At 69.8% G+C, this 13212-nt stretch carries 9 protein-coding genes; 6 read left to right on the top strand and 3 right to left on the bottom strand.

The features are described 5' to 3' along the window. The first annotated feature begins 36 nt into the window (after positions 1-36). The 4 genes from AB0L65_RS03005 to AB0L65_RS02990 are packed head-to-tail and all read left to right on the top strand — an operon-like array spanning position 37 to position 4336. Positions 37-768, top strand: a complete 732-nt coding sequence (locus tag AB0L65_RS03005) for a TetR/AcrR family transcriptional regulator (RefSeq protein WP_364239767.1) — start codon at positions 37-39, stop codon at positions 766-768. 1 nt (position 769) lies between these two features. After that, complete coding sequence (locus tag AB0L65_RS03000) at positions 770-3244, top strand: PEP/pyruvate-binding domain-containing protein (RefSeq protein ID WP_364239765.1); 2475 nt, start codon at positions 770-772, stop codon at positions 3242-3244. Positions 3245-3300: 56 nt separating this feature from the next. After that, positions 3301-3450, top strand: coding sequence for a hypothetical protein (locus AB0L65_RS02995; RefSeq protein WP_364239764.1), 150 nt, complete (start codon positions 3301-3303; stop codon positions 3448-3450). After that, complete coding sequence (locus AB0L65_RS02990; RefSeq protein WP_364239762.1) at positions 3428-4336, top strand: phosphotransferase; 909 nt, start codon at positions 3428-3430, stop codon at positions 4334-4336. The genes AB0L65_RS02995 and AB0L65_RS02990 overlap by 23 nt, the downstream gene beginning before the upstream one ends. 9 nt (positions 4337-4345) lie before the next feature. Here AB0L65_RS02990 and AB0L65_RS02985 read toward each other — a convergent pair whose 3' ends face one another. The 3 genes from AB0L65_RS02985 to AB0L65_RS02975 form a co-directional block, all read right to left on the bottom strand. Further along, positions 4346-6328, bottom strand: coding sequence for an amino acid transporter (locus AB0L65_RS02985; RefSeq protein WP_364239761.1), 1983 nt, complete (start codon positions 6326-6328; stop codon positions 4346-4348). A gap of 126 nt (positions 6329-6454) precedes the next feature. Continuing rightward, a complete protein-coding gene (locus AB0L65_RS02980) occupies positions 6455-7342 on the bottom strand; it encodes an intradiol ring-cleavage dioxygenase (protein ID WP_364239759.1) in 888 nt (295 codons plus the stop codon). Positions 7343-7450: 108 nt separating this feature from the next. Continuing rightward, the gene (locus tag AB0L65_RS02975; protein WP_364239757.1) at positions 7451-8242 is read right to left on the bottom strand and encodes an intradiol ring-cleavage dioxygenase; all 792 of its coding nucleotides are present in this window, start codon (positions 8240-8242) and stop codon (positions 7451-7453) included. A 327-nt stretch (positions 8243-8569) separates the two neighbouring features. Between AB0L65_RS02975 and AB0L65_RS02970 the strand changes: the two genes are divergently transcribed. Both AB0L65_RS02970 and AB0L65_RS02965 read left to right on the top strand, forming a co-directional pair. Continuing rightward, the gene (locus tag AB0L65_RS02970; RefSeq protein ID WP_364239755.1) at positions 8570-9961 is read left to right on the top strand and encodes a glycoside hydrolase family 43 protein; all 1392 of its coding nucleotides are present in this window, start codon (positions 8570-8572) and stop codon (positions 9959-9961) included. Continuing rightward, positions 9958-13197 (top strand): hypothetical protein, encoded by a 3240-nt coding sequence (locus AB0L65_RS02965; protein WP_364239753.1) that lies wholly within the window; start codon positions 9958-9960, stop codon positions 13195-13197. Before AB0L65_RS02970 ends, AB0L65_RS02965 begins: the two co-directional genes overlap by 4 nt. The last annotated feature ends 15 nt before the right edge of the window (positions 13198-13212 follow it).

Genomic DNA, 13212 nt, shown 5'->3' with positions numbered 1-13212 from the left:
TTAGTCTCATCTGGTCAAACAAATGAGGTGAGACGGATGGTCAAGGTAGGGCGGCCACCGCAGGACCCGGCCCGGCAGATGGAGCGGGCCCACCGGATCCTCGACGCCGCCGCCGATCTGGTCCTGCGCTGGGGCTACGGCAAGACCACGATCGACGACGTGGCCAAGCGCGCAGGCGTCGCCAAGGGCACCATTTACCTGCACTGGAAGACGCGCGACGAGCTCTTCGCCGCGTTGCTGCGCCGCGAGCGGGTGCTCATGCTGGCCGAGGTCCGCCAGGGCACGCCGGCCACGCTGGGCGAGCTGTACGGCGGATACGCCCGCGTGCTGCTGCGCAGGCCGCTGCTCCAGGCGCTCATACGGGGCGATTCGGACCTGCTGGGCAAGTTCACCCGCCAGAAGCAGCAGGCGGGCCAGTCGCCGGCGATGGGCCTGCCCCTGGAGGCGTACGTGGCGGAGCTGGTCAAGCTGGGCGCGGTGCGCGAGGAGCCGGGCGACCACGCCATGGTGGCCAACGCCGTCCTGTACGGGTTCCTGTTCGTGCCGGGCGGCCTGCGCATGGAGGCGGAGGAGTCCGCCGACCGGATCGCGTTCCTGGTGGCCGACACCATCGACCGGGCCATGAGCACGGGCCGCACCCTGTCCGGCGACGACGCGGACGCCGTCGCGCGGGCCACCCTCGATTTCCTCGCCGCCGCGCAGGAGATCGCCGAGCAGCGGCTGGCGGCCTCCATGGGCGGCCCGCAAAAGGCGCAAAGGAGCGTGTGACGTGAAGGCCGTACTCCCTCTCGACGACGCGGCGGCCGACCTCGCGACCGTCGGCGGCAAAGGCGCGTCGCTGGCCAGGTTGACCAGGGCGGGGCTGCCCGTTCCCGCCGGGTTCCACATCACGACCGAGGCCTACCGGGCGTTCGTGTCGGCCTTCCGCGACGAGATCCCGCACGCGGAGGACCCGCGGACGCTGTTCGCCGAGTACGACATGCCCGCCGGGCTCGCCGCGGAGATCCGCCGGGCGTACGAGGCGCTCGGCGACGACGTGCCGGTGGCCGTGCGCTCGTCCGCCACCGCCGAGGACCTGCCGGACATGTCGTTCGCCGGCCAGCAGGACACCTACCTCAACATCAGGGGCGACGCCCTGCTCGACGCGGTCAGACGCTGCTGGGCCTCGCTGTGGAACCCGCGCGCCGTCGCCTACCGCGACCAGAACGGCGTCCCCCACGACGACGTGGCGCTGGCCGTGGTGGTCCAGGAGCTGGTGGACGCGGACGCGGCCGGCATCATGTTCACCGCGAACCCGGTCAGCGGCGCCCGTGACGAGACCGTCGTCAACGCCTCCTGGGGGCTCGGCGAGGCGGTCGTCGGCGGCCAGGTCACCCCTGACACGGTCGTCGTGTCCGGCGGCGCCGTGACCCAGGAGCAGGTGAGCGACAAGACGGTCATGACCGTCCGCACCCCCGACGGCACCCGCGAGCAGCCCGTCCCGGAGGACCTGCGGCGCGCGGCCGTGCTCGACGCCGCGCAGGCCGTGGAGCTGGCCGCGATCGGCACGCGCATCCAGAGCCTGTACGGCACGCCGATGGACGTCGAGTGGGCCAGGCGCGACGGGAGGTTCGCCATCGTCCAGGCCCGCCCGATCACCGGCCTCAAGCCGCAGGTCGAGGAGTGGAACGACAGCCTCAAGGGCGAATACCTGTGGACCGGCGGCAACCTGGGCGAGGCCATCCCCGACGTGATGACGCCCATGACGTGGTCGTTCGTGCGGCTGTTCATCCACGAGGCCATGTCCGCCTCGGCCCTGCCGGGCTTCGACATGGTCGGCAACATCGGCGGCCGCTTCTACATGAACCTGAGCGTCGTCCACTCCATCGCCGGCGCCCTGGGCATGCGCGGCAGGCTGAGCACGGTCGACCAGATCTTCGGCAAGCTGCCGCCGGGGCTCAGCGTGCCGATGGTGCCGGTGTCGCGCTGGGAGATCATCAAGCGGGTCCTGCCCATGGCGGTCGGCGTCCGGCGCCGCGTGCGTACCAACCTCAACGGAATGCGCGCGTTCCTGGACACCTCCCAGCGGCGCTGCGAGGAGCTGCGCGCCACGATCGCCGCCACCGGGTCGGGCCCCGAGCTGGCCGAGCTGTGGGAACGCGAGATCAAGCCTCACATGGTCACCTCCTGCCGCATGCTGGAGGCCGCCGGCCGCCAGGGCGGCGCCACCCTGGTCTGGACCCGCGACCGGCTGCGCAAGATGATGGGCGAGGTCGACGCCGAGGCCATGCTGACCGGCGTCAACACCGATGGCGAGCTGGCCAGCCTGGGGCCGGTGATGGGTCTGTCCAGGCTGGCGCGCGGGGAGATCACCAGGGACGAGTTCGCCCGCGCGTACGGGCATCGCGGCCCCCACGAGTTCGAGGTGTCGATCCCGCGGCCCGGCGAGGACGACGCCTGGATCGACGCCCAGCTCGCGGGCCTGCGTGACCTGCGGGCCGACACCGAGGCGCTGCTCGCGCGGCAGCGGAAGGCCAGGGAGGAGGCGTGGGCGCGCTTCGCCGGGCGCTATCCGCGCCAGGAGGCCAGGATGCGCGCCAGGGTGCAGCGGTGGAACGCCGTCGTGCGGGACCGCGAGTCCGCGCGCTCGGAGAACATGCGGGCGTTCTGGGTGCTGCGGGCCTTCGCCGTACGGGCCGGGGAGCTGTCGGGCCGGGGCGACGACGTGTTCTTCCTCTACCTCGACGAGCTGCAGGCCCTGCTGCGGGGCGATCCGTCCGCGCTGGAGCGGGTGCCGGTGCGGCGGGCCACCTACGAGCGGTACGCGGCCCTGCCGCTCTACCCCGCGCTGATCGTCGGCCACTTCGACCCCGTGCGCTGGGCCGCCGACCCCGCCCGGCGGGTCGACGTCTACGACGCGCGCGGCACGGTCGTGCCGGTGAGCGACACCGTGAAGGGCTTCCCCGGCGCCCCCGGCATCGTCGAGGGCATCGCCCGGGTGATCTCGGGGCCCGAGGAGGGCGACCGGCTCAAGCCGGGCGAGATCCTCGTCACGACGCTCACGAACGTGGGCTGGACCCCGATGTTCCCCCGCGCGGCGGCCGTGGTGACCGACATGGGCGCGCCGCTGTCGCACGCCTCGATCGTGGCGCGTGAGCTGGGCATCCCCGCCGTGGTCGGCACCGGCAACGCCACCATGCGCGTGCGCGACGGCGACCGGATCAGGGTGGACGGCGAGCGGGGCACGGTCGAGTTGCTGGCGTGAAAAGTCTCCGCCAAGTCGATCGCTTTAACGGGTGGCATGGGATGACCTTGGTGCCCATGATCGAATGGTGGACTCCGCAGGACGTGTACGAGCTCGAGGCGCGCTGCGCCCGATTCCGCATTGCCAAGCTGGCGCTCGATCGGGGCCCCATGGAAATGGGCAGGGCGGAAATGGACAGGGAGGATGAGGCCGATCCGGCGGCGTGACTTCGCCGAGCTGCCCCCGTCGCTCGTGGCCGAGGTGGAGCGCAGGCTGGGCGCCGTGCGCGGCTTCGAGGAGCGGCGGGGCGGCTTCTCGGACGGCGTGCTCGGCGTGGCCGCGCTCGCCGGCGGGGAACGCGTGTTCGTCAAGGCCGTCCCGGCGGACGGCGGGGACGCGGACAGCTACCGGGAGGAGGCCGCCGTCAGCGCGGCGCTGCCTCCCGGGGTGCCCGCGCCGCGCCTGCTGTTCACGGACGAAAGGGACGGCTGGCTCCTGATCTGCTCCGAACTGGCGCCCGGGCGGGTGCCGCACGAGCCGTGGCGCCCCGAGGAGCTGGCGGCGGCGCTGGACCTGCTCACGGTCTGCGCCAGGGAGCTGACCCCGGCGCCGGTCGACGGCCTCCCGACCGTCGCCGCGCGCATGAAGGGCCGCTGCGAGCTGTGGCAGGACCCGGGCGCCGCCCGGCTCGGCGCGTGGGAACGCGACCACCTGGCCAGGCTGGCGGAGGTCGAGCGGGAATGGGAGTCGCTGGTCACCGGCGACACGATGCTCCACTTCGATCCGCGGTTCGACAACATCCTCATCGACGAGCGCGGCACGGCCCGGCTCGTGGACTGGGGGCGGGCCTGCGCCGGGCCGGACTGGGTGGACCTCGTCTGCCTGCTGCTGGAGTCCGAGCTCGGGGATCCCGACCCGGAGGAGGTCTTCGCCGGGCACCCGCTCGGGCGGGGCGCGGCACCAGCGGGCGTGGACGCCCTGCTGGTGGCGCTCCTGGGCTACTGGACGCGCACCGCGGTGCTTCCCGGACCGGCGCACGCGCCGCACCTGCGGGAGCGGCGCGAGCACTCCCGCCGCGCCACCCTCGCCTGGCTCGGCGCCCGCTGGGCGTGACGGGGCCCGCTAGCCGCCGACGTGGATGCCGGGCCGGTTGGCGGGGTCGGGCTCGCTCTTGCGCAGGATCTCGCGTACGACCGGCGCCGTGTCGCCGCGGCCGAGGATGAGATAGCGGAACAGGTGCACCAGCGGCGAGCCCTCCGCCCACGCGAAGTAGCAGTGCGGCCGCACGCCCCCGGCGTCGCGGAGCGCGAGCAGGACGGCGGCGATGGCGTTGGGCGCGGCCGGGCTCTCCGCGCGCAGGATGCGGTACTTGTCCACCTCCACGCCGCGCACGTGGAGCACGTCGCTGAAGCCGGACGGGTCGATGACGTCGATCTCCAGGAACATGATGTCCGCCCGGCCCGGGACCGGGTTGACCCCGCGCTGCTCGGCCTCCTTCTCGGCGTACTCGGCCGCGTCACCCGCCTGGCGGCGGTTGGCGATGATGTTGAGCGCGTCGTCGTAGTCGAGCGAGTCGGCGATGAACCGCCGCGCCGCCTCGTCGAACTCGATCCGGTCGGCCCGCAGCTCGGTCGTCCGTGAGACGCGCGAGATCAGCGAGATGGCGATGATGCCCAGGATGAACAGCGCGGAGATGGCGATGCCGTCGGGCTTCTCCCGGATGTTCTCCACCAGCGCGTACACCAGCACCAGGGTGAGCACCGAGAAGCCGGCCGTGGCGGCCCGCTGGCGGCGGCGGATGGCCGAGATCGTCACCGCGACCGCGCCGGAGACCATCATGGCCAGGATGCCCGTGGCGTACGCGCCGGCCTGGGCGTCCACGTCGGCGTCGAACGCGATGGTGAGCACCACGCAGATGCCCGTGTAGACCAGCACCACGGGCCGCACGGCGCGGCCCCAGTCGGGCGCCATGCCGTACGAGGGCAGGTAGCGCGGCACGATGTTGATCAGGCCGGCCATCGCGGAGGCGCCGGCGAACCACAGGATGAGGATCGTGCTGATGTCGTAGACCGTGCCGAACATCTCGCCGAGCCGCTCGTGCGCCAGGTAGGCCAGCGCCCTGCCGTTGGCCTCGCCGCCGGGCCGGAACTTCTCGGCCGGGATGAGCACCGTCGTCACGAAGCTGGTCGCGATCAGGTAGACGCTCATGATGAGCGCGGCGCAGGTGAGCAGCTTGCGCGTGTTGGCGACGCGGGACTCCAACTGCTCCTCGGCGGTCTTGCCGGCGGCGGCCACCAGCGGCATCATGCTGACGCCCGTCTCGAACCCCGAAAGGCCCAGCACGAGCAGCGGGAAGGCCAGGACGGCCGGTCCGATGAGTCCGCCGAAGCCGCCCGTGCCGCTGGTCAGCGCGTCGGTCCAGCGGGAGAGCGCGTCCGGCGAGGTGAAGACGTCGCCCAGGCCGACGGCGACGACGACCGCGTTCAGCACCAGGAAGATCGCGACCAGCGGGATGGCCACGCCGACCGCCTCGCTGAACCCGAGCAGGAACACCCCGCCCAGCACCAGCAGCAGCACCGAGGTCAGCAGGACCTCGTGGCCGTGCAGGAAGCTCGGGAAGAACGGGTTCTCCACGACGTGCACGGACGCGTCGGCCGCGGACAGCGTGATCGTGATGATCCACGACGTGGCCACGAACCCCAGCAGCACCAGCACGAACAGCTTGCCCCGCCAGAACGGCAACAGCCGCTCCAGCATCGCCACCGAGCCCTGCCCGTGCGGGCTCTCCCGGGCCACCCGCCGGTACATCGGCAGCATGCCGAGCAGCGTCAGCGCCACGATGAGCAGCGTGGCCAGCGGCGATAAGGCGCCGGCCGCCAGCGCGGCGATGGCGGGCAGGTAGGCCAGCGTGGAGAAGTAGTCGACGCCGGTCAGGCACATGACCTTCCACCAGGCCTGCGGCTCGGCGTGCGCCTCGGTCGTCTCCGGGCCCGTCGGCTGCACGCGAAGCTGCAGCAACCAGCGCGCCAGACCGTTGGACGGCGGCGCTGGAGGGGTCGGGCTGTCGACGACCGCGGGGATCGTACGCCCACCGGTACCGCTCACCGGATCTTCCTCTCATCGAGAACGGAAACCACCCTAGGGGGTCCGGCACGCTACCACGCGGCTGGTCCGGCGAATCTCCCCGCACCCTCCCGATCGCCACCTATCCGGATGACCGGCCCGGCGGGTCTAGGCGCCGTCCTTGTCGGAGTCGGCGGAGAAGACGATGGCCCCGAGGTAGCCGTCGTCCTCCTGAGTGATCTTCATGAGCATGCTGTCGTCGTAGATGTTGTCGTTGTCGTTGAACGTGTCGCGCCCCGTGTGCTCCGAGTACGGCGACTTCGCCATGACCACGCTGTTGAGCTTCTCGTCGAACATCATCTGCGTGGTCAGCACCCGCTGGTTGCTGAAATGGACCATGGCGTGGATGTGGATCGTGCGCCCCCGGTACCAGCCCGGCCAGATCGTGGTGAACTCCACGATGCCGTCGGCGTTGGTGACCTGCGCGCCGCGGAGGTAGCGCTTGTCGTCGGTGGGCGTCAGATCCGCCATGTCGCCCCCACCGTTACCGGGACCACCACCGGGACCACCACTCGGCGGGGCGCCGGTGGGCGCGCCGCTCGGGGGATTGCCTCCGCCGGGCGGGTTGCCGCCGCCCCCGCCGGTCGAGGCCGCCTCGGCCCCCGAGTAGAGCCCGGCCGCGTCGCAGTGCCAGATCTCCACGACCGCGTTGCCCAGCGGCTTGCACGTCTCGCTGTCCTGCACCTTGACGGCCACCCGCAGTCGCACGCCCTGCTTGTCCTCGCGGATGTCGCTGCGGATCTTGTCGGCGTCGAAGTAGTAGGGCCCCTGCGTCGTGGTGCTGGTCAGCTTGCAGGTGCCGGCCCCGTCGAACAGCGAGGTGAGGTCCTTGGCCGTGGTGGCGGCCGGCGTCACGCTCGCGCCCGTGGACGTCGTGACGGTCGCCGTGCCCTCGGCGCTCGAACAGGCCGCCAGCAGGCTGCCGAGCCCGAGCGAGCTGATGCCGGCGAACAGCCGTCTCCGGCTGACGCGCTGACCTTCGTGATCGTGTCCCACTATGGTGTCCTTGTCCGGGATGCTGTGGTGTTCCGGACCTCACCGTAGGACGGGACCTCTTGGGACCTCCTTTACCGCGGATGAAGTTCTCATGAGTTGGGGACGGGGTCAGCCGCCGTCGGTATCGGAGTCGGCGGACAGGATGATCGTGCCCAGGTAGCCGTCGCCGTCCTCGATGACCTGCAGCATCATGCCGTCCCGGAAGATGTTGTCGGCGCTGTTGAAGGTGTCGCGCCCGGTGTGCGCCGCGTAGGGCGGCGTGGCCAGCACCTTGGCGTTGAGCGCGTCGTCGAACATGATCTGCGTGTTCAGCACGCGCCGGTCGCTGAAGTGGACCATGGTGTGGATGTGGACCGTCCGGCCCGGGTACCAGCCCGGCCAGATGGTCGTGAACTCCACGATGCCGTCGGCGTTGGTGACCTGCGCGCCCCGCAGGTAACGGTAGCCGTCCGAGGGCTTCATGTCGCTCATGAAGGCCACGTCGGTGAAGCCGCCCGGGGGAGGGCCGCTGGCGGCGTCGTCCTTCGACTCCTTCTCCGCCCCCGAGTAGACCCCCGCGGCGTCGCAGTGCCAGATCTCCACGACGGCGTTGCCCATGGCCGAGCACGTCTCGCTGTCCTGCACCCTGATGCCCATCCGCAGCCGCACACCCGGCTTGTTCTCCCGGATGTCGCTGCGGATCTTGTCGGCGTCGAAGTAATAGGGTCCCTGCGTCGCCGTCGGGGTCAGCTTGCACACCCGCGAGCCGGCGAGCAGCGAGGCGAGATCCCCGGTGGCCGTCCTCGACGCCGCCCCGGCCCGGGCGCCGGGTGCCGACAGTACGGCGCCGAGCCCGAGCGAGCTGATGCCGGTGATCAGCCGCCGCCGGCTGACCCGCTGACCTTCGTGATCGTGTCCCACTGGAGTTCCTTCTGGCGTTCCTGCACTCAGACGAACTTCTCACGGGAGAGCGGTCTTTCAGCGGAGGCGCGTCCTGCGCTCGATGACAGTCGAGTCGAAAACCTTTTCTGTGTTATGAAACTGTAACGAGGTGGCTCGCGAGCTGATCAGCGACCGTCAGGCCAGATAGGCCCAGTTGGAAGGCCATGCACACAGTTGCAGTGGCCGATTGACAGCCCCTGTCCGGTCGTTCTACTTTCCCGAAAACCTTTTAGGTTCACCGCTTCGATCCCTGTCCGTGATGTTAGCGCTAACAAAAGCAATCGCTAGATTGTAAGGGGCGAACACATGAGACGACGCTGGGCAGCGGCCCTCACCGCGGCACTCGTGCTCATCCTCGGCAACGCGACGCCCGCGTACGCGGGCGCGCCGATCACCACCTCGATCTACACGGCCGACCCGGCCGCGCTGGTCGTGGGCGACACCCTGTACCTCTACACCGGCCACGACGAGGCCCCCGCGGGCGGCACGAACTTCGTCATGCGCGACTGGCACGTCTTCACCTCGACCGACGCCGCCAACTTCACCGACCAGGGCGCCAAGCTCTCGATCTCGAACTTCTCCTGGGCGGGCGCCGACGCCTGGGCGGGCGAGGTCGAGCGCGGCGCCGACGGCAAGTACTACTGGTACGTCCCCGTCAACGGCAACGGCGCCGGCTGGATGGACATCGGCGTGGCCGTCGGCGACAGCCCGCTCGGCCCGTTCCGCGACGCCAAGGGCGGCCCGCTGATCAGCGACAGCACCCCCAACTCCTCGCCCCTCAACATCGACCCCACCGTCTTCACCGACGACGACGGCCAGGTCTACATGTACTGGGGCTCCTACTACGGCCTGCGCGCGGCCAAGCTCAACGCCAACATGACCTCGCTCAACGGCTCGGTCGTCACCCCGAGCGGCGTGTCGAACTTCTGGGAGGCCCCCTGGATGTTCAAGCGCAACGGCGTCTACTACCTCGCCTACGCGGCCAACGACTCGGCCTGCTCCGCGCCGGGTTACGCCTGCATCAGGTACGCCACCGCCAGCAACCCGCTCGGCCCCTGGACGCACCGCGGCGTCGTGCTCGACCAGGTCAGCTCGACCACCAACCACCCGGCGATCATCGAGTACAAGGGCCAGTGGTACATGGTCTACCACAACGCCGCCGCCCCGGGCGGAGGCAACTTCCGCCGCTCGGTGACCATCGACAAGCTCTACTTCAACGCCGACGGCACCATGCAGAAGGTCGTCCAGACCAGCGGCGGCCCCACCACCCCGGGCAATCTGGCGACCAGCGCCACCCCCTACACCTCGTACGTCTCGTCCTGGGAGACGCTCGGGGCGATCAATGACGGCTACACCCCGGCGAACTCGGCCGACCACAGCCACGGCGCCTACGGCAACTGGGACCACCAGGGCACCGAGTGGATCGAGTACCGCTGGCCCAGCGCCCAGAACATCTCCAAGATCCAGACCTACTGGTTCGACGACGACCTGGGCATCGACCTGCCGGCCTCCTGCCAGGTGCAGTACTGGAACGGCAGCGCCTACGTCAACGTGCCCGGCCAGTCGTCCTGCGGCGTGGCGGGCAACACCTTCAACACCACGACGTTCACCTCGGTCAACACAACCCGGTTGCGGCTGAACATCACCTCCAAGTCCGGCTTCTCGACCGGTGTGCTCGAATGGAGGGCCTTCTCATGAGGCGCGCCTTATTAGCCCTGCTGCTGGTGGCGGGATTGGTCGTCGCCGGTGCGCCGGCGCACGCGGACCAGACCATCGGCTATCCGACCTTCAGCGGTCCGGCCGTCCCCGCTCCGCCGGGGTCGTACACGACCGGCAACACGATGCAGGCCATCTACGACGCCGAGAGCTCCGGCACCGACTTCTGGATGGACCGGCTGCTGGCCCGCTCGGGCAACGACCCGGCCGGCACGTGGCTCATGACGCGCGGCCGGGCGCTGTTCATGAAGACCCACACGCCCGGCACGCTCGGCTTCGCCGGGCAGGTGGCGTACTGGGAGAGCATCAACAACAACAACGCCTTCACCGTCGCCGTCACCCCCGGCACGTTCACCGAACAGGTGAACTCGCGCTGGCAGGCGCCCAGCTACTGGAAGAGCCGGCACACCAGCGGCTCGATCACGATCGACCAGACGAAGTTCATCACCGACAACAACGTGGCGGTGGCCAACCTGGCCATCACCAACGGCGGCTCCGCCTCGACGACGCTGCAGCTGCGGGCCACCTCGCCGTACGCCACCTCCGGCAGCGGCAGCGAGCTGACCGGCCAGGTGAACGCCTACAACAACCTCACCACCCTCTACCCGAGGCTGACCGGTGACGGGTTCACCGTCTCCAGCGGCGGGCTGAACAGGTCCGTCACGATCGCCGCCGGGGCCACGACGACCGTCAAGGTCGTCATGGGCTTCGTCACCAACGAGATCCCGGCCTCGCGCACCGACTACGACGCCTACGCCGGCTACACGCCCGCCACCGCGTTCGCCACGCACGTGCGGGCCTACAACAAGTGGTGGGCCGACAACATCCCCTACATCGACGTCCCCGAGCCCGGCATCAAGAAGAACATCTACTACCGCTGGTGGCTGATGCGCTTCAACAACCTGGACGCGGACATCCCCGGACAGACCTTCCAGTTCCCCACCTCCGTCGAGGGCGCGCTGGGCTACAACAACGCGATCGCGCTGACCCAGCCCATGCACATCGACGACCTCAAGTACCTGCGTAACCCGATCTACTCGTACGGCGACTGGCTGAGCGTCGGGCAGATCTCCAAGAACGGCCGCTTCCTGGACAACCCCGGCGACCCGGAGAACTGGTCGAACAGCTACACGCAGTACATCGGCGAGGCGGCCTGGAAGAGCTACCAGATCCACGGCGGCCAGCCCGCCATCGCCGCGAACCTGGCCCGCTACGCCGAGCAGGACGTCAAGGGCCAGCTCTCCTACTACGACCACGACAACAACAAGCTCATCGAGTACGACTGGGGCGCCCTGACCGGCAACGACGCCGACGCCGTGTCCTTCCACTGGAAGCCGGGCAACATGGACCGCGCCGAGTCCGCCTACCAGTACAGCGGGGCGCTGGCCGCCGCGCAGGCGTACGACGCGGTCGGCAACACGGCCAAGGCCAACGAGATGCGCACGCTGGCCACGCAGATCCAGAACGCCATCGTCAACGTGCTGTGGAACCCGAACAGGCAACTCTTCGAGCACCGGCTGAAGTCCACCAACGAGTGGGTGCCGTGGAAGGAGATCAACAACTACTACCCGTTCGCCGTCGGCGCGATCCCCAACACCTCCACCTACAAGCAGGCCCTGCGCCTGTTCGACGACCCGGCGCAGTACCCGATCTTCCCCTTCTACACCGCCAACCAGGCCGACAAGGCGGCCTCGGGCACCGGCAGCAACAACTTCTCCACGATCAACTCCACGGTGCAGTTCCGCCTGCTCTCCTCGGTGCTGCGGAACTACCCCAACGAGTGGATCGACCCGACCTGGTACAAGAAGCTGCTCTACTGGAACGCCTGGGCGCAGTACATCAACGGCAACACCCAGTGGCCGGACGCCAACGAGTTCTGGGCCGACTGGAACGGCTCGTCCATCACGTACCGCTCGTGGATCCACCACAACATCCTGGGCAGCAGCAACTGGACCGTGGTCGAGGACGTCGCCGGCCTGCGGCCGCGCAACGACGCCAAGGTGGAGCTCTCGCCGATCAACATCGGCTGGACCCACTTCACCGTCAACAACCTGCGCTACCGCAACGCCGACCTGACCATCGTCTGGGACGACCCGTCCGACGGCGTCGTGCGCTACCCGGGCGTGCCCGAGGGCTACTCGATCTACATCAACGGCAACCGGGCGGCCACGGTGTCGTCGCTGGTGCCGTTCACGTGGGACCCGGCCACCGGTGACGTCACCACCAGCGGGTCCGTCACCTACCACGTGGCGGTGCCCGGGCTGCAGGCGCCCGCGCAGGTCACCCAGAACAGCGCCCGCATGGTCGACATGCTGGCCAAAGCCGGCGTCGACCTGACCGCCAACCTCACCAACCTCGCCTCCGGCGCCACCGCCACGGCCTCCACCACGGCCTCGGGCAGCACCACCGCGGGCGCGGTGGACGGCTTCCCGATCAACGAGCCGTTCTGGGGCGGCACGACCGCTGGGCAGGACTGGTACGAGCTGAACTTCGGCTCCGCCAAGACGGTCAACGAGGTGCGGCTCTACTTCAAGGACAGCCGCCCGGCCAGCGCCACCTACCGGGCGCCGGCGTCGTACGACATCCAGTACTACAACGGCAGCGCCTGGGTGAGCGTGCCCGGCCAGGCCAAGACGCCGTCCGCGCCGCGGGCCAACTACAACGTGGTGCAGTTCTCGGCGGTCAGCACGCAGCGCCTGCGGGTGCTGGCCACGGCCGCCTCCGGGGCCAGGACGGGGCTCACCGAGATCAAGGTGTTCAACCGGGGCGGGACGCAGCAGCCGAATCCCACCAACCTGGCGTCGTCGGCCACGCCGTCGGCGTCGAACACCTCGTCGTGGGAGAGCGTGGCCGCGATCAACGACGGGATCGACCCGCCGTCGTCCAACGACACCGTCAACCCGCGCTGGGGCTGCTGGCCGGAGACCGGGCAGCAGTGGGTGGACCTGACCTGGGGTTCGGCGCAGAACCTGAACCGGGCCGAGGTGTACTTCTTCGACGACGACGAGGGGATCGACATGCCCGCGTCGTGGAAGCTGCAGTACTGGAACGGCAGCGCGTACGTGGACGTGCCGGGCGCCTCGGCGTACACGCTGACCAAGAACGCCTACAACAGCGTCACCTTCAACGCCACGAGCACGACCCGCCTGCGGGTCCTGCTCACCGGTAACGGCAGCAACTCCGTGGGCCTCCTGGAGGTCAAGGCCTACGGTCCGTGACGCCGCGTGGGGGCG

Origin of the sequence: Nonomuraea sp. NPDC052116, assembly GCF_040680035.1 — a bacterium.
Classification (GTDB): Bacteria; Actinomycetota; Actinomycetes; order Streptosporangiales; family Streptosporangiaceae; genus Nonomuraea; species Nonomuraea angiospora_A.
The sequence above is the reverse complement of the archived record's forward strand: the minus strand, read 5'-3'. Positions and strand labels throughout refer to the sequence as shown.